We start from the raw sequence: 17218 nt of genomic DNA, 5'->3' as shown, positions 1-17218 counted from the left end.
GGCGCGGCGCAGGACCCCCCGGGCCGCGCTGATGATGGGTGAACGTATCGGCAGACGATCACTTGTCACAAGTTCATGCCGCGCAGATCACGTGAAGATCACAGGTCTGACGGCGTGTCACCTTCGGGCCGGTGAGAACTCCACCGGCAGGGTGCGCAGCCCGCGCATGATGAGGCCGCCGCGCCATCTCAGCTCGGCCGGGTCCGCCGCGAGCCGCAGGTCCGGGAGTCGGGTGAGGAGCGCGGCGAGCGCGGTCTGGCCCTCCAGTCGGGCGAGCGGGGCGCCGAGGCAGTAGTGGATGCCGTGGCCGTAGCCGAGGTGCTGGTTGTCGCGGCGGGCGAGGTCGAGCACGTCCGGATCCGCGAACCGCTCCGGATCCCGGTCGGCGGCGGCCAGGACGACGAGGACCGGGTCGCCGGTCGCGATGTGCTGCCCGCCGATGGTGAGCGGCTGCGTGGCGAACCGCCACGTGGCGAGTTCGACGGGGCCGTCGTAGCGCAGGAGCTCCTCGACGCCGGTCTCCAGGAGGCCGGTCTCCCCGGCGGCCAGGGACGCCTGGAGGCGCGCGCGCTGCTCGGGGTGGGTGAGCAGGGCGTAGGTGCCGTTGCCGATCAGGTTCACGGTCGTTTCGAACCCGGCGAACAGCAGGATGAAGGCCATGGCCGCCGCCTCGTTCTCGGTGAGGTGCTCACCGTGGTCGGAGGCGCGGATGAGACCGGAGATGAGGTCCTCGCCGGGGGCGGGCTCGGTGGGCAGCGCCTCGCGCTTGCGGTGGATGAGGTCGGCGAGGTAGCCGCGCATCTTCTTCACGGACCGCGCCACGCCGCCCCTGGGCCCGCCCTGGTGACGGATCATCATTCCCGCCCAGTCGCGGAAGTCGTCCTGGTCCTCGCGAGGGACGCCGAGCAGGTCGCAGATGGCGTAGATGGGGAGCGGGAAGGCGAACTCGTGGATGAGGTCGGCGGACCCCTTCTCCGCGAACCCGTCGATGAGCCCGTCGGTGAGCTCCTGCACCCGCGGCGCGAACTCGGCGACCCGGCGGGGCGTGAACGCCTTGGACACGAGCCGCCGCAGCCGGGTGTGGTCCGGCGGGTCGATGTTGAGCAGATGCGTCATCAGCTCGGCCTTGCGCTCCCCGGGGATCCCGGTCTTGCCCTTGGCGTGCGCGGGTTCGTCGTGATGCGCCGGGTTCTTGGAGAGCCGGTGGTCGGCTAGCGTCTGCTTGGCATCGGCGTACCGCGTGACCAGCCAGGCCTCCACGCCGCTGGGCAGCTTGGTGCGGTGCACGGGGGCGTGCTCGCGGAGCCAGGCGTAGGCGGGGTAGGGGTTGCTCGCGAACTCCCAGGTGAAGAGGTCGGGAGCGGCGGCAGGGGTGCTGGGCTGGGGCTGGTCGGTCACTCCCCGACGGTATCCGGCTCCTCGCCCCTCCCCTCCCTCGGCCGGTCCAGCCGTCCTCCGCTCCCGGCTCTCGGTCTCAGCCGTCCTCAGCCTCCCTGATCGCGTCCCGGTAGGCGCGGGCCGCCGCTCTCAGGGCCGCCTCCGGGTCGACGCCCTCCGATTCGGCGCGGACCGCCAGGGCCAGCAGCTCGTAGCCGATGCCCTCGACGGGCGGGAGTGGTATGTCCAGGTTCGCGGCGCGGGCGCGTGACGCCAGCTTGGCGGCGAGGGCCAGGCCGGGCTGGCCGAGGGGGATGCCCTCGGTGATCGAGGTGCGCTGCTTCTCGACCGCCTTGGTGCGCAGCCAGTGCGCCTTGACCTCCTCGGGCGTGGTGGCCGTCTCGTCGCCGAAGACATGCGGGTGGCGGTGGATCAGCTTGGCGACGATGCCGGCGGCGACGTCGTCGATGGAGAAGGGGTCCGCCCCGTCTTCCGGGCGGCCCTCCTCGGCGATCCGGGCGTGGAAGACGACCTGGAGGAGGACGTCACCGAGCTCCTCGCGCAGTTCGTCGCGGTCGCCCTCCTCGATCGCCTCGACGAGTTCGTACGCCTCCTCGATGCCGTACTTGGCCAGGCCCTTGTGGGTCTGCTGGGACGACCACGGGCACTCGGCGCGGATGCGGTCCATGACCTGGACGAGGTCGAGGAGGCGGGCGCCCGGCAGGTCGTAGGAGGCGGGGAGCAGCTCCAGCTCGGGCATGGCGACGCGGCCGGTGCCGGCGAGGCGGGCCAGGCCGTCCGTCAGGGTCGGCTCGCCCTCGCCCGTCGCCACGACGACCACCGTGCGGCCGCCGGCGCAGGCGTCGACCAGCTCCTGGGCCGTCGGGGACGCCTCGTCGACGGTGATCCCCGCCTCGCGCAGATACGGCAGCTGCGGGTGCGCGCCGTCCGCGCACAGCACCTGGTCGGCCGCGTGCAGTGCCTGCCAGGCGGGCCAGGACAGCAGTCCGGGGGCGACGCGGTGACTGGTGGTGAGCAGGACGATGCGGCCGGGGACGGCGGTGGCGGCCGTGCCGGGGCCGGCCTCGCCGGGCCGCGGGGTGGCTTCGGGGCTGTTGGCGTTCACGATTCGAAGCTATCCCACGCCGCCGGCAGCCCCGGAAATCGTCCACAGGCCTCCGCCCGTGCACCCCGGGGGCATGTGGGGCGTCGCCCCTACATGCTCTGCTGCGCCTGGGCCGCCGACACGTCCCGCACCCACGGCGTCTTCGCGTCGGCGCGGCTGCTCTTCTGGACGTCCCAGGTGCCGTAGCGCGGGTTGAGGTCGACGTTCAGGTCCTTGGAGGCCTCCGACAGGGCCTTCCAGAACTCGGGGCGGTTGGTGTCGGTGCCGAGTTTCTGCGCGAGCTTCTGGGCCTCCAGCTGGAGGCGGAGGTTCTCCTCGAGGCGCTGCGGCGGGATGCCGTACTGCTGGAGCCAGGTCGTCTCCAGGGCCTTGGCGCCGCCGGCCTGCTCCTCCAGCCCGGACCGCATCTCCTGGATCTCCCTGCGGGTGACGGTCACACCGGCGTCCTGCGCGGCGCGGTGCAGCACCCGGTCGAGGATCATGGTGTGCAGGGTGTCACGGGTGAGCGTGCCGGTCCCGGCGATGGCCTGCTGGTACTGGGCCTCGTCCCGCACGGCCGCCCGCTGGGCCGCGCGAACCTCGTCGACCCTGTCCTCCAGCTGGGAGACGGTGATCCGCTGGCCGCCCACCACGGCCGCCGCGCCGGGATGCGCGTCGTTGCCGCAGGCGGTGAGAAGCGGCGCCGCGGCGGCGATCGCGGCAGTGAGGACGAACGCGGTGCGACGGCGGCGGTGCAAGGAGACCTCCCGAGGAGATTGTGCGACGGTGCACAAGGTCTTGCGGTGATCGATGGTAGGCAGTGGCCGAGCTCAGGCCAACCCATTCGACCAACGATTCACCGGGACTTCCGGCACCGCCGCGCGGACCGGGCCGGGAGGGGACCGCGTTCGGGGGGGTGATGCGTCCCCCTCCCGGTGCCTGAGCGCTCCTGCGCTCCTGCGCCCGGATCGCCGCCGCCGGCAGCCCGACGGCGAGGAGCGTGACGTGGAGACCCCGCCGCGTAGGGACCGCCGGGGAACGGTGTCCCGCCGGGCTGTCCCTGGAAGTCGCTGAGCGCGATGAAGGGCAGCCAGGCGGCGAGGTCGACGCTCCGGAACTCGCCGCGGTGGCGGGCCAGCCGGCCTACGGGTCGTGAGGGAGCTGTGCGGCGGCCCCGCCGCCGGGTCACAGGAGGTGCCGCATCCACACGTTGGGCTCGACGTACACCGCGTACCCGCGCTCCGGCTCGCAGCGCACCGGCACCAGGGCGCCGGGCACCTCGATGTCGCCCCGGGTGTCGAAGGGCAGCCCAGTCCAGCGGCGCCAGTCCGCCAGTGAGGCGGCCACCGTCATCGACGCCGGTGCCACGGAGTCGATCGTGGCACCGGCCCGGGCGTGCACCCGCAGCCACGGGTCCTGGGGCAGGCCGTCGGGACGGACCCGGTGCGCGTACTCCTCGATGGGCGTGTGCGGTTCCAGGTGCTTGGCGTTGGGGCGGACGGGGGCGACGACCTCCCCGAAGCCGCGCGCCCGGGCGTTGTCCCGCATGGCCGAGAGCATCGACGCGGACAGGCCCCGGCCCTGGGCGTGCGGGGCGACGGAGATCGAGATCGCGCTGACGGTGTCGGGGCGGACCCCGCGGCGCAGGTCGGAGAACGCCCACACGAGGACCGTGTCCCAGCCGTTCGCGGGCAGTTGGCCACGGCCCTCGGCCTGCAGGGCGAAGGGCACGCTGAAGCCGTTCGCGACGACCTCACCCTGCTCGTCCTCGGCGAACAGGACGTACTCGGGGAGTTCGGCGGCGATCCGCGGGAAGTGCGCGGCACCGACGAGGTCCTGGATCGCGAACTCCGGCCAGCTGTCCGCCATCCCGACGACCCGCTCCAGCATGTCCGGGCGGTCGGCGAGGCTCGATATCTTCGGCTGCATGTGGCCACGGTAGGTGTGCGGGCTCATCCCCGGAACCGAATTACGGCGTGGGGACACGGTCCGCCACATGGGCAGACCTGGCCCGGCGGGCTGCGATGACCATGACGACCGTGGACAGCAGGGCGATGCCGGCGCCGACGTAGAGCGGTGAGGTGTAGCCCAGGCCCGCGGTGATGGCGAGGCCTCCGAGCCAGGCGCCGAGGGCGTTGCCGACGTTGGACGCGGACACGTTGGCGCTGGCCGCCAGTGCCGCTCCGTGCGCGAAGTCGGTGACACGCGTGATCATCCCGGGCACGCTGGCGAACCCGGTCACCCCCATCACGAACACCAGGACGACCGAGGCGGTCGCGCTGCCGGCCAGCAACCCGAACAGGGCCAGGGTGAGGGTGAGTGCGAGCAGGGCGAGGACCAGGGCACGGTCACGGTCGCGGTCGGCCGCCCGCCCGCCGACCAGGTTGCCGACGACCAGTCCGACGCCGTAGACCATCAGCAGCCAGGCGACGTCCGCCGAGGCGAAGCCGCTGACCTCGGTGAACGTGTAGGCGATGTAGCTGAACGCACCGAACATCCCGCCGTAGCTGAGCGCGGTGGCCGCCAGCGTCAGCCAGACCTGCCAGGACCGGAAGGCCCGCACCTGCGCCCGCAGGCCGCCGGGCGGGACCGGGTCCGGCCCGCCGGCAGTCGCCGCCGGCCCGCCCGGGACCGGTTCCGTCCCGGTGGCCGGATGCACCCGGCCCGCCCACGCCGGCACCAGCGCGGCGATCCCCGCCAGCGCCAGCACGCCGATCGCGGTGACCGCCCAGAACGCCGCCCGCCAGCCCCAGCGCTCACCGACCAGCGCCCCGAACGGCACGCCCAGCACGTTCGCGACCGTCAGCCCGGCGAACATCACCGCCACGGCCTGGGACTTCTTCTGCGGCGCGACCAGACTGCGCGCGACCAGCGAGCCGATGCCGAAGAACGAACCGTGGCACAACGCCGCGACGATCCGCCCGAGCAGCATCACCGGGTAGTTCGGGGCGATGGCGGAGAGCAGGTTGCCCAGCACGAACAACGCCACCAGGCCGACCAGGACCGGCTTGCGCGGCAGCCGTGCCGTCGCCGCGGTCAGCGCGATCGCTCCCACCGCGACACTCAACGCGTACCCGGAGATCAGCCAGCCCGCAGCCGCCTCGGACACCGCGAAACTCGACGCCACCTGCGGCAGCAGCCCGGCGATGAGGAACTCGGTCAGACCGATGCCGAACCCGCCGAGCGCCAGCGCGACGAGACCACTCGGCATCCGGCAGCACCCTCCGCTCGGGCTCACGTCACTCGTTCAGCGACCTCACCCGTCACCTCAGCACACCGGATCGGCGTTTGGAAAGGGCTTTCTGGCCGAGCGGCAGCCGCGTCGGCGACCGGGGTGCCGTTTCAGCCACCGCACTGCTCCAGCATCATCCGCTTGTCGGCCGCCGTGACGGGAAGGTCGTACTTCAGCGACACCTGGGCGAAGCGCACCGAATAGGCGCAGCGGATCCGCTTGTTCGGGGGCAGCCAGGACGCCGGACCCGAGTCGCCCTTCGAGCTGTTGGCCGGCCCGTCCACCGGGACGAGGTTGAGCGGGTCGTTCGCGATGGCCTCCCGCTTGTCCTTCGTCCAGCGCGAGGCGCCCATCTGCCAGTCGTAGGACAGCGGCATGACGTGGTCTATCTGGACCTTCGCCGCACGGGACTTGGTCCACTCGATGACCTTCCCGGTGTACGGGTCGTGCAACGTCAGTGCCATGACGACGCAGTCCGAGCCCGACCGGAAGCGAAGGTCCTCCCCGTCGCGCTTCAGGAGGTCGTTGCGCGAGTCGCAGCCGTTGCGGGCGAAGGGGACGTCGGCCGGCGCCGAGTCCATCCAGGCGTAGCCGAACTTGTCCCGTTCGTAGCCCGTCCTGGGGCCGCGCCCCTTCGTCTCCACCTTCCCGATCAGGGCACGGGCCCTCGCCCTGTCCCCGGTGGACGTGATCGCCGCCAGGCCCGGCTTCGTGCCGTCCGGGTTGTCCAGCGGGTTCACGGCCCGTCCGGCACCGGCCGTCGGCACGCCGGAGCCCGAGGGTCCACCGCCGTCCGCGGGCGGGGCCAGGCCTTCACAGCCGGCCAGCGCCGAACCGGTGAACATCATCGCGACGGCCAGTGCCGCCCCGCCCCTCAGACGCCTCACCGTGCGCCCCTCCCCTGCTTGCCTGTTCCGCCTCCGCACGGGCGGTGTGTACCTGGTCCCACGGTAGCGAGGGAGAGGTCCAGACCACATCGGGCTTAAACGGGCATTCCTCGTATGCCACGCGTATCGTCGGTTCTGAGCCACCTCCGGAGGGAGTTTTCTGAATGGGCATCTTCGACAAGCTCAAGAGCCAGGCGCGGAACAAGGGCAAGAAGAGCTCCGACTCCGCGGAACAGAAGATCAACGAGAGGACCGGCGGCAAGTACGAGGACCAGATCGACGCCGGGCAGCAGCGGGCCGAGGGATCGCTCGGCATGGACCGCGACCGCGAACGGCCCGACCAGACTTAAGGCCTCCCCTCAGAGGCCGTCCGCGGAGGGACAGCTCCTGCGGGCGGCTTCGCTCATGAACCGGACGCTTGACCTTGACACCGGCGTCAGGGTCCGACGATCCCCGCATGGCATCCCCGTATTCGAAGGTTCCACGAGCCGCGCTCGTCACCGGCGCCGGTACCGGCATCGGCCGGGCCACCGCCCACGCGTTCGCCGAGGAGGGTTTCCAGGTCGTGGCGGTGGGCCGCCGTGCGGCGCCCCTCGCCGAGAGCGCCGCTCACGACCCGGCCCGCATCAGCCCGCTCGTCGCCGACATCACGGCCGCCGACGGCCCCGAGACCATCGTCCGTACGGCACTCGACCGGCACGGCCGCATCGACGTGCTGGTGAACAACGCGGGCATCGTCAACGCCCAGTCCCTGCGCACCTACACGCGTGCCGCCGTCGAGCACCAGCTCGCGACGAACCTGCTCGCTCCCGTCAGGCTCGTGCAGGCCGCGCTCCCGGCCCTCGAGGACAGCCGGGGTGTGATCGTGAACGTGACGACGTCCGTCGGGCAGCGCGGCTGGCCGGGCAACTCCCTGTACGCGGCCGGGAAGGCGGCCCTGGAGGTACTCACGCGCAGCTGGGCGGTCGAGCTCGCCCCGCTGGGGATCCGGGTCGCCGCGGTGGCGCCGGGCGCGATCGACACACCGATCGGCGAACACGCGGGCCACACCCCCGAGCAGCGGGCCGCGATCCGCGCGTGGCAGCTCGAACACACGCCGCTCGGCCGGGTCGGACGCCCCGAGGAGGTGGCGTGGGCGATCACGCAACTGGCCTCGCCGCAGGCGTCGTTCGTCACCGGCGTGGTCCTCCCGGTGGACGGCGGCGCGGTCGTCACATGAGACTGACGCTCATGGCTCGACCTCCCATGCGGATCGGCGAACTCGCCGAGGCGACCGGCACGACGCCGCGCGCCCTGCGCCACTACGAGCAGGCGGGGCTCATCGCCTCCGAACGCGCCGCGAACGGCTACCGCCTGTACGACGCCGGTACGGCCGTCCGCGTCCGCAACGTGCGCCGGCTGCTGGACGTGGGCCTGACCCTCGACGACGTACGGGCGTTCCTGCCGTGCCTGGACGGCGACGTCACGGCCGGGCCCGCCTCCGAGGAGGCGCTCCGGATCGCCGCCGGCCGTCTCGCGGTGCTGGACGCGCGCATCGCCGCCCAGGTCGCGGTCCGCGACCGGCTGGCGGCGGCACTGCGCGAGGCCACCGGCGCACACGTACGACCGGTGGCCTGACAGAGCCGCAGCGGGCCCGGGAGTGAGTCAGGAGCCCAGCACCGACGTCAGGAACTCCCCTACCCACGCCAGCAGATCGCGCCCGACCAGCGGCTTCCCGCCGACCTTCGCGGTCTTCGGGCGCGGCACCAGCACCTGGTGCACGGCCGGCTTGATGACGACTCCGGGGTACAGCCGCTTGACCCGCAGCTCCTGCGACTCGCGCAACTCCACGGGCGCGAACCGGATGTTGGTGCCCTGGAGCACGATCTCGCCGACGCCGCATGCCCGCGCGAGCATCCGCAGACCGGCCACGAGCAGCAGGTTCTCCACCGGCTCGGGCAACTTGCCGTAGCGGTCGACGAGTTCCTCGCGTACGGCCTTGATGTCCTCCTCCGTGTTGGCGGAGGCGATGGCGCGGTACGCCTGGAGCCGGAGCCGCTCGCCCGGCGCGTAGTCGTGCGGGACGTGCGCGTCGACGGGCAGCTCGATCTTGACCTCGAGCGGCGGCTCCTCCTCGATCTCGCCGGTCTCCAGCTGGCGGCGGTAGTCGGCGACCGCCTCGCCGACCATGCGTACGTACAGGTCGAAGCCGACGCCCGCGATGTGGCCGGACTGCTCGCCGCCGAGCAGGTTGCCCGCGCCGCGGATCTCCAGGTCCTTCATCGCCACGTACATACCGGCGCCCATCTCCGTGTGCTGGGCGATGGTCGCGAGCCGCTCGTGCGCGGTCTCGGTCAGCGGCTTCTCCGGCGGGTAGAGGAAGTACGCGTACCCGCGCTCGCGGCCACGCCCCACCCGGCCGCGCAGCTGGTGCAGCTGGGACAGGCCGAAGGTGTCGCCGCGCTCCACGATCAGGGTGTTCGCGTTGGAGATGTCGATGCCGGACTCCACGATGGTCGTCGACACCAGCACGTCGAACTTCTTCTCCCAGAAGTCGACGACGACCTGTTCCAGCGCCTGCTCGGACATCTGGCCGTGGGCGGTGGCGATGCGCGCCTCGGGGACGATCTCGCGCAGCCGGGCCGCGGCCCGGTCGATCGACTCGACGCGGTTGTGGATGTAGAAGACCTGGCCCTCGCGCAGCAGTTCGCGGCGGATGGCGGCGCCGATCTGCTTCTCCTCGTAGGGGCCGACGAAGGTCAGCACCGGGTGCCGTTCCTCCGGAGGTGTCGTGATCGTGGACATCTCGCGGATGCCGGTCACCGCCATCTCCAGCGTCCTGGGGATCGGAGTGGCGGACATGGTCAGCACGTCGACGTTCGCGCGGAGCTTCTTCAGCTGCTCCTTGTGCTCGACGCCGAAGCGCTGCTCCTCGTCGACGATGACCAGGCCCAGGTCCTTGAACTTGGTCTCCGACGAGAACAGGCGGTGGGTGCCGATGACGATGTCCACCGAGCCCTCGCGCAGGCCTTCCAGGACCGCCTTGGCCTCGGTGTCCGTCTGGAAGCGGGACAGCGCCTTCACGTTCACGGGGAACTGCGCGTACCGCTCGCTGAACGTCCCGAAGTGCTGCTGCACCAGCAGGGTCGTGGGCACCAGGACGGCCACCTGCTTGCCGTCCTGGACGGCCTTGAAGGCGGCCCGGACGGCGATCTCGGTCTTTCCGTAGCCGACGTCGCCGCAGATCAGCCGGTCCATGGGGACCGACTTCTCCATGTCGTCCTTGACCTCGGCGATGGTGGTGAGCTGGTCGGGCGTCTCCGCGTAGGGGAAGGCGTCCTCCAGCTCGCGCTGCCAGGGGGTGTCCGTGCCGAAGGCGTGGCCGGGGGCCGCCATGCGGGCGCTGTAGAGCTTGATGAGGTCGGCCGCGATCTCCTTGACGGCCTTCTTCGCGCGGGCCTTCGTCTTCGTCCAGTCGGCGCCGCCCAGGCGGTGCAGGGTGGGGGCCTCGCCGCCGACGTACTTGGTGATCTGCTCCAGCTGGTCGGTGGGGATGTAGAGGCGGTCGCCGGGCTGGCCGCGCTTGGCGGGCGCGTACTCGACGACCAGGTACTCGCGCGTCGCGCCCTGCACGGTGCGCTGCACCATCTCGATGTAGCGGCCGACGCCGTGCTGCTCGTGGACGATGTAGTCGCCCGCCTCCAGGGTGAGCGGGTCGATGGTCTTGCGGCGGCGGGCCGGCATCCGGGCGCCGTCACGGCCCGCCGCCTTCTGGCCCGTCAGGTCCGTCTCGGTCAGTACGGCGAGTCTGAGGGCCGGGTCGACGAAGCCGTGCTCGATCGAGCCGCACGCCACGTGCACGAGCGACGGGGAGATCTCGGCGAGGTCGGTGTCGAGGCGGGCCGCGATGCCCTCGCCGCCCAGCACCTCGACCGTACGGGCCGCAGGGCCGTGCGCCTCGGTGACGAACACCGCGCGCCAGCCGTCGGCGAGCCAGCCCTTGGTGTCGGCGAGGGCCTTGGCGGTGTCGCCGCGGTAGGTCTCCGGGGCGTGCATGCCGAGCTTGAGCGTGTCCGCGTCGAGCTCCTCGTCGGCGGCGAACGGCGACACCGACCACCACATCATGTCCAGCTCGCGGGCCCGGTCCCGGACGTCTGCGATGGACCACAGGGAGGCCGCGCCGACGTCGATGGGCGCCTCGCCGCCGCCGGCGGTGGCCGCCCAGGAGGCCTGGAGGAACTCCTGCGAGGTGGCCACCAGGTCCGACGCGCGCGTGCGCACCCGCTCCGGGTCGCACACGACGGCCATGGCGCCCTTGGGCAGCACGTCGAGCAGCAGTTCCATGTCGTCGACCAGGACCGGTGCGAGGGACTCCATGCCCTCCACCGCGATCCCCTCGGCGATCTTGCCGAGCAGTTCACCGAGCTCGGGGTGCTCCTCGGCCAGGGCGCGCGCCCGCGCGCGGACGTCCTCGGTGAGCAGCAGCTCACGGCACGGCGGCGCCCACAGGCCGTGCTCGGCGACTTCGAGGGAGCGCTGGTCGGCGACCTTGAAGTAGCGGATCTCCTCGACGTCGTCGCCCCAGAACTCGATGCGCAGGGGGTGTTCCTCGGTGGGCGGGAACACGTCGAGGATGCCGCCGCGGACGGCGAACTCGCCGCGCTTCTCCACGAGCTCCACGCGCGCGTAGGCGGCGGCCGCGAGGGCGTCGACGATCTCGTTCAGGTCGGCGGTCTGTCCCGTCCTCAGGGCGACCGGCTCCAGGTCGCCCAGGCCCTTGACCTGCGGCTGGAGCACGGACCGCACGGGCGCCACGACGACGGAGACCGGCCCGGTCTCGGGGTCGTCGGGGCGGGGGTGGGCCAGGCGGCGCAGCACGGCCAGGCGGCGGCCGACGGTGTCGCTGCGGGGGCTGAGCCGCTCGTGCGGGAGCGTCTCCCAGGACGGGTACTCCACGATCCCCTCCGGCGGGAGCAGGGAGCGCAGGGCCGCGGCCAGGTCCTCCGCCTCGCGGCCCGTCGCCGTCACCGCCAGCACCGGGCGGCCCGTGTCGCGGGCCAGGGCGGCGACCGCGAAGGGGCGGGCCGCAGGGGGGCCGACCAGGTCGACGTGCATGCGGTTGCCGTCTGCGGCCGCGTTGATCGCTTCCGCGAGGGCTGCGTCCTTACTTACGGCGTCGAGCAGACCGTGCAGGCTCATTCGGGGATTTTCCGTCCAGGGGTGGGCAACACGACGGGCCCGACGCGCGCCGCGGGCCGGGGGTCTCCAGCGTACGACGATGCGCCTCCGCGCGGCGGGGCTGTGGATGACGCCCGTGCTCCCGGTCGGGAGGGAATCAGCCGCCCAACCTTCACACCATCACCCCCACCCGCTGTTTTCGCCACGGCATGATCGGTCCGGTCCCCCGAGCGGTACCCCCTCCCGTAAGGCCCGGCATGCCTGCTCCCACCCTCCGGGCTCCAGCAGCCCGCATACCGGCGCCGGTCGCCCTGCCCCGCGGCGACCGGCGCCCGGACCGCGGGCGGTGGGACCCGTGGGTGCTCGCCGCCGCCCTCTGCGCCGCCTACGCGGTCGTCTCCGTCGGCCGTTACCGGCACATGACGACCCGCTCCTGGGACCTGGGCATCTTCGAGCAGGTCGTGCGGGCGTACGCGCATCTGCGGGCGCCGGTGTCCGACCTCAAGGGGCCGGGGTTCGACATCCTGGGTGACCACTTCAGCCCGGTGACGGCCCTCCTCGCGCCGGTGTACCGGCTGTTCCCCTCGCCGGTCACGCTGCTTCTCGCGCAGGCCGCGCTCTTCGCCCTGTCCGCCGTACCGGTCACCCGCGCCGCCGCCCGGCTGCTCGGCCGCCGTCGCTCCCTCGCGCTCGGCCTCGCCTACGGACTGTCCTGGGGCGTCCAGCGGGCCGTCGACTTCGACTTCCACGAGATCTGCTTCGCCGTCCCGCTGATCGCCTTCTCCCTGGAGGCCCTGCTCGCGGACCGCCGGCGCGCGGCCCTGTGCTGGGCGCTTCCCCTGGTGCTGGTGAAGGAGGACCTGGGGCTGACCCTGGCCGCGATCGCCCTCGTCGTCGCCTGGCGGGCGCGCGGCTCGTCGCCCCGGACGGTTCCGTACGCGCTCGCTGTCGCGGTGTTCGGCCTTGCGGCCACGCTGCTCGTCCTCACCGTGGTCATCCCGTCGTTCAACGCGTCCGGGACCTACGACTACTGGAACAAGGTCAGCGAGCCGGGCAGCCCCGTCGACGGCCTCGGCACCAAGCTCCGCACCCTCGCCTGGCTGCTGATCCCCACCAGCGGACTGCTCGCCCTGCGTTCCCCGCTGCTGCTGGTGGCCCTGCCGACGCTCGGCTGGCGCTTCCTGTCCGGGGACGAGCACTACTGGGGCACCGACTGGCACTACAGCGCGGTCCTGATGCCGGTGGTCTTCCTCGCCCTCGCCGACGCCCTCACGACCGCGCGCCGCAGCCCGCGCCCGTGGCTGAGCTCGTACGCCGCCCAGCTGCCGGCCGCCGTCGCCGCGGCGGCCCTGGCGCTGACCACCTCGCTGCCGCTGGCGCAGCTCACGGAGGCCGAGGTCTACCGCGAGCCCGCGGCGGTGTCCGGCGTCGAACGGCTCCTGGCGCGGATCCCCGACGGCGCCACCGTCGAGGCCAACGTCGGCCCGGTCAGCCGCCTGACCTCGCGCTGCCGTGTCCTCTGGCTCGGCGGCACCCAGGGCGTCGTTCCGCAGTACATCGCCCTGGAGAACATCGACGGCAGGTACCGCGACCCCGTGGGCTACGCCCGGCGGCTGCACCCCGGCGCCGAGTACGCCGTCGCGGGCAAGGCCAACGGATACGTGGTCCTTCAGCGGCGGACGGCCGGCTGACACCGGCGAGCTGCTTCCGGGGCCGTGCCGGGCACCCGCCGCGCACCACGCCGGGCCCGCCCCGGAGGCGGAAACCTCCGGGGCGGGCCCGTCCTCCGCAACCCCCGTGTGCGGTGGCCTTGGCGGGCTACTCGGTCGCGATCGCGTTCAGGACGTTCATCCGGCCCGCCCGGAACGCCGGGACGAGTGCCGCGAAGAGCCCCACGAACGCCGAGCCGATGAAGACGCCGATGATCGTCGGCCAGGGGATCTCCAGCACTCCCAGGCCCTCCAGGGCGAGGAGCTGCTGTGCGGTGGCGCCCCAGCCCATGCCCAGTCCGAGGCCCAGGAGGGCACCGAAGAGGGCGATGACGACCGACTCCATGCGGATCATGCGGCGCAGCTGACGGCGGGAGAGGCCGATCGCCCGCATCAGGCCGATCTCCCTGGTGCGCTCCACCACCGACAGGGCCAGGGTGTTCACCACGCCCAGGATGGCGACGATGATCGCCAGGGCCAGCAGGCCGTAGATCATGTTGAGCAGCTGGCCTATCTGGTCCTTCAGGGCCTCCTTGTAGTCGGTCTGGTCGCGCACGGTGTACTGCGGGTAGTCGTGCAGCGCCGACTTCAAGGACGCGTAGGCGGCATCCTGCTGCCCCTCCTTGGCACTGGCGAAGAGCAGCGAGTCCAGCGGCATCTTGTCGGCCGGGACGTACTTGGCCATCGTCGAGATGGACGTGTACATCGCGCCCGCGTCGATCACGACGTCACTGCTGGTGATCGCCCGGACCGTCAGGTCGGCAGCGGAGCCGTCCTGGAAGGCGACCTTGATCTTGGACCCGAGGCTGATGCCGTGGTCCTCGGCGAACTTCTCGTGCACGGACATCGAGTCGGGCTTGTAGGCGTCGGGCAGCTTGCCGGCGACCGTCTCGGTGCGCAGGTCGGTCGCGTACGACGGGTCGGCCGCCGTGATCGCCGTGTCCTTGAGCGTCTTGCCGTCGGGGGTGGTGAAGTCGGCCTTGGTCCACTTGTACTCGGTGACCCGCTCCACGTCGGGCGCCGACTTCGCGGCCTTGACTGCCTGCGGGGTGATCAGCTGGCCGCTGTCGGACTGGACGATGAAGTCCGTGCCGACGGTCTTGTCGAGCTGGTCGGTGGCGGACGCCACCATGGAGGAGCCGACCACGGACAGGCACGCCACCAGGGCGAGGCCGATCATCAGCGCGGCGCCCGTCGCGCCGGTGCGGCGCGGGTTGCGCAGGGCGTTGCGCTCGGCCATGCGGCCGACGGGGCCGAACATCCGCAGCAGGACGGCGCCGAGGACGCGGACCACACCGCCGGCGAGCAGCGGGCCGATGACGACGAAGCCGATCAGCGACAGCACCACGCCGAGGCCGAGCCACAGCGAGCCCTCGGTGGCCTTGTCGGCCTGCGCCGTCAGGTACAGGGCGGCACCGCCGGCGCCGGTGAGGACCGTGCCGATCACGCCGCGGATCCAGCCGGCCCGGGCGTCCGCGGGGGCTCCCGCGTCGCGCAGTGCGGCCATCGGGGAGATCTTGCCGGCGCGCCGGGCGGGCAGGTAGGCGGCCAGGACGGTGACGACCACGCCGAGGACGAGGCCGACCACCGGGGTCGTCCAGGCCACCGTCAGGTCGTCGGTGGACAGCTCCATGCCCATCTGGCCCATGAGCTTCATCAGGCCGACCGCGAGGCCGACGCCCGCGCCCACGCCCAGCACCGATCCGACGAAGCCGAGCAGCAGCGCCTCGGCCAGCACGGAGCGGTTGACCTGCTTGCGGGAGGAGCCGATCGCCCGCATCAGGCCGATCTCGCGGGTGCGCTGGGCGACCAGCATGGAGAAGGTGTTGATGATCAGGAAGATGCCGACGAGGAAGGCGATCCCGGCGAAGCCGAGCATCGCGTACTTCATGACGTTCATGAAGCCCTCGACGTCCTTCTGGTTGGCGTCGGCGGTCTCCTTGGCGGTCTTCACCTGGAAGTCGGCGCCCAGCTCGGCCGAGACGTTCTTCTTCAGCTGCGCGTCGCTGACACCGGCGGCCGCGGTGACGTTGACGTTGGTGTAGACGCCGGTCTCGCCGACCAGGGTCTGCTGGGCGGTCTTCGTGTCGAGGTAGAAGATCGCCGCGCCGGGGTTGGTGACCGTGAAGTCGGCGATGCCGGAGATCTTCGCTTCGTGGGTGCCGACCGCGCTGATCACGCCGATCTCGTCACCGAGCTTCAGGTCGTGCTTGTCAGCGGTGTCGGCGTCGACCATGATCTGGTCGGGGCCCTTGGGCGCCGCACCGGAGGTGATCTTCATGGTGCGGGCGTCGTTGCCGTTCCAGCTGCCGACGATGGTCGGGGCGCCGCTGGAGGGTGACAGGTTGTCCTTGTCGGCGTCGACGACGGTCACCGAGGTGGAGAAGACCGTGCCCTCGGCGGACTTCACGCCCTGCGCCTTGCGCACCTCGCCCAGCACGGCGGCCGGCATGACCGGCGGCTTGCCGTTGTCGGCGGTCGTCTCACCGGTGTCGGAGGCGCTCTTGGCACTCACCGTCACGTCCGAGGACGTGGCCGCGAAGAGCTTGTCGAACGTCGTGGACATGGTGTCCGTGAAGACGAGCGTCCCGCAGACGAAGGCCACCGACAGCAGGACGGCGATCGCGGAGAGCGCCATGCGTCCCTTGTGCGCGAGGAAGTTGCGCAGGGAGGTCTTCATGACGGTCATGACGTGCGCCCCCGGGCGTCGAAGTCCTTCATGCGGTCGAGGACGGCCTCCGCGGTCGGCTTGTGCATCTCGTCGACGATGCGGCCGTCGGCGAGGTACAGCACCCGGTCCGCGTACGACGCGGCGACCGGGTCGTGGGTGACCATCACGATGGTCTGGCCCAGCTCGTCGACCGAGCGGCGCAGGAAGCCGAGGACCTCGGCGCCGGCGCGCGAGTCGAGGTTTCCGGTCGGCTCGTCCCCGAAGATGATCTCGGGCCGGGCCGCCAGCGCCCGCGCCACGGCGACGCGCTGCTGCTGTCCGCCGGAGAGCTGGGTGGGCCGGTGCCTGAGCCGGTCGGCGAGCCCGACGGTCTCCACGACCCGCGCCAGCCACTGCTTGTCCGGCTTGCGGCCCGCGATGTCCATGGGCAGCGTGATGTTCTCTATGGCGTTGAGCGTCGGCAGCAGGTTGAACGCCTGGAAGATGAACCCGATCCGGTCCCGGCGCAGTTGCGTGAGCTTCTTGTCCTTCAGGCCGGTGATCTCGGTCTCGTCGAGGTAGATCTGCCCGCCGGTGACGGTGTCGAGCCCGGCCAGGCAGTGCATGAGCGTGGACTTGCCGGACCCCGAGGGGCCCATGATCGCGGTGAACTGGCCGCGTGCGATGTCCACGTCGACGTGGTCGAGGGCGACGACGCGGGTCTCACCGGTCCCGTACGCCTTCACGACCTGCCGCGCCCGCGCGGCAACGGCCGTACGCCCTCCAGTACCCCCGTGCCTGGGAATGGTCACAGCCGATGTCACGGTATGTCTCCTATGTCGGTCAGCAGATGGTGACGTGCCTCAGTCTCGCGGCGGGGAGGGGTCCCGCGCCCTGGTGTTCAGCGCAGTCTTTTCCTGGGGAAAACCCCACCCCCGCTGGTGTGCAAAACCGCCCCCCGGCGGCGTAAAGCCAGGTTAAGGACCGGCACATGGGCGTCTCGTCCTCCGCCGGTACGAACCCTCCCCAGGTCGTAGTACGGAGGTACCCCTAGGGGCAGTCCACCGAAGGGTGGAGGGCACCTCAGGGTTGGTTCCACCC

13 protein-coding genes are annotated in these 17218 nt (G+C 71.8%); 4 read left to right on the top strand and 9 right to left on the bottom strand.

From position 1 onward, the window contains the following. Window positions 1–117: 117 nt before the first annotated feature. From SCNRRL3882_RS24260 to SCNRRL3882_RS24235, 6 genes are all read right to left on the bottom strand, one after another. Complete coding sequence (locus SCNRRL3882_RS24260) at window positions 118–1398, bottom strand: cytochrome P450 family protein (protein ID WP_010034439.1); 1281 nt, start codon at window positions 1396–1398, stop codon at window positions 118–120. 76 nt (window positions 1399–1474) lie between these two features. Beyond that, entirely contained in the window at window positions 1475–2503 is a 1029-nt protein-coding gene (locus tag SCNRRL3882_RS24255; protein ID WP_010034437.1) for a nucleoside triphosphate pyrophosphohydrolase, read from the bottom strand. An 89-nt stretch (window positions 2504–2592) separates the two neighbouring features. Next, complete coding sequence (locus SCNRRL3882_RS24250) at window positions 2593–3240, bottom strand: SurA N-terminal domain-containing protein (RefSeq protein ID WP_010034435.1); 648 nt, start codon at window positions 3238–3240, stop codon at window positions 2593–2595. Window positions 3241–3667: 427 nt separating this feature from the next. Beyond that, window positions 3668–4411 carry a hypothetical protein gene (locus SCNRRL3882_RS24245; protein WP_029180789.1) on the bottom strand — a complete coding sequence of 248 codons (744 nt, stop codon included), beginning with the start codon at window positions 4409–4411 and terminating at the stop codon, window positions 3668–3670. 40 nt (window positions 4412–4451) lie between these two features. Continuing rightward, a complete protein-coding gene (locus SCNRRL3882_RS24240) occupies window positions 4452–5693 on the bottom strand; it encodes an MFS transporter (protein ID WP_102514854.1) in 1242 nt (413 codons plus the stop codon). Between the two features lie 131 nt (window positions 5694–5824). Beyond that, the gene (locus SCNRRL3882_RS24235; RefSeq protein ID WP_010035135.1) at window positions 5825–6601 is read right to left on the bottom strand and encodes an HNH endonuclease family protein; all 777 of its coding nucleotides are present in this window, start codon (window positions 6599–6601) and stop codon (window positions 5825–5827) included. Between the two features lie 164 nt (window positions 6602–6765). Here SCNRRL3882_RS24235 and SCNRRL3882_RS24230 point away from each other — a divergent pair, with 164 nt between their 5' ends. From SCNRRL3882_RS24230 to SCNRRL3882_RS24220, 3 genes are all read left to right on the top strand, one after another. Further along, window positions 6766–6951: an antitoxin gene (locus tag SCNRRL3882_RS24230; protein WP_010035138.1), complete on the top strand. Its 186-nt coding sequence runs from the start codon at window positions 6766–6768 to the stop codon at window positions 6949–6951. Window positions 6952–7058: 107 nt separating this feature from the next. Next, the gene (locus SCNRRL3882_RS24225; RefSeq protein WP_010035140.1) at window positions 7059–7820 is read left to right on the top strand and encodes an SDR family NAD(P)-dependent oxidoreductase; all 762 of its coding nucleotides are present in this window, start codon (window positions 7059–7061) and stop codon (window positions 7818–7820) included. Window positions 7821–7846: 26 nt separating this feature from the next. Next, window positions 7847–8218, top strand: coding sequence for a MerR family transcriptional regulator (locus tag SCNRRL3882_RS24220; RefSeq protein ID WP_010035147.1), 372 nt, complete (start codon window positions 7847–7849; stop codon window positions 8216–8218). A gap of 27 nt (window positions 8219–8245) precedes the next feature. Here SCNRRL3882_RS24220 and mfd read toward each other — a convergent pair whose 3' ends face one another. After that, complete coding sequence (mfd, locus tag SCNRRL3882_RS24215) at window positions 8246–11779, bottom strand: transcription-repair coupling factor (protein WP_010035150.1); 3534 nt, start codon at window positions 11777–11779, stop codon at window positions 8246–8248. A 236-nt stretch (window positions 11780–12015) separates the two neighbouring features. Here mfd and SCNRRL3882_RS24210 point away from each other — a divergent pair, with 236 nt between their 5' ends. Further along, the gene (locus SCNRRL3882_RS24210) at window positions 12016–13449 is read left to right on the top strand and encodes a DUF2079 domain-containing protein (RefSeq protein ID WP_029180838.1); all 1434 of its coding nucleotides are present in this window, start codon (window positions 12016–12018) and stop codon (window positions 13447–13449) included. Window positions 13450–13576: 127 nt separating this feature from the next. Here the strand turns inward: SCNRRL3882_RS24210 and SCNRRL3882_RS24205 are convergent, their stop codons facing one another. Continuing rightward, window positions 13577–16156, bottom strand: coding sequence for an ABC transporter permease (locus SCNRRL3882_RS24205; protein ID WP_010035156.1), 2580 nt, complete (start codon window positions 16154–16156; stop codon window positions 13577–13579). Next, window positions 16153–16941: an ABC transporter ATP-binding protein gene (locus tag SCNRRL3882_RS24200; protein ID WP_102514853.1), complete on the bottom strand. Its 789-nt coding sequence runs from the start codon at window positions 16939–16941 to the stop codon at window positions 16153–16155. The genes SCNRRL3882_RS24205 and SCNRRL3882_RS24200 overlap by 4 nt, the downstream gene beginning before the upstream one ends. Between the last annotated feature and the right edge of the window lie 277 nt (window positions 16942–17218).

This window comes from Streptomyces chartreusis NRRL 3882 (assembly GCF_900236475.1).
In the GTDB taxonomy this organism is placed as follows: Bacteria; Actinomycetota; Actinomycetes; order Streptomycetales; family Streptomycetaceae; genus Streptomyces; species Streptomyces chartreusis_D.
This window is presented reverse-complemented; position numbering and strand designations above follow the sequence as displayed.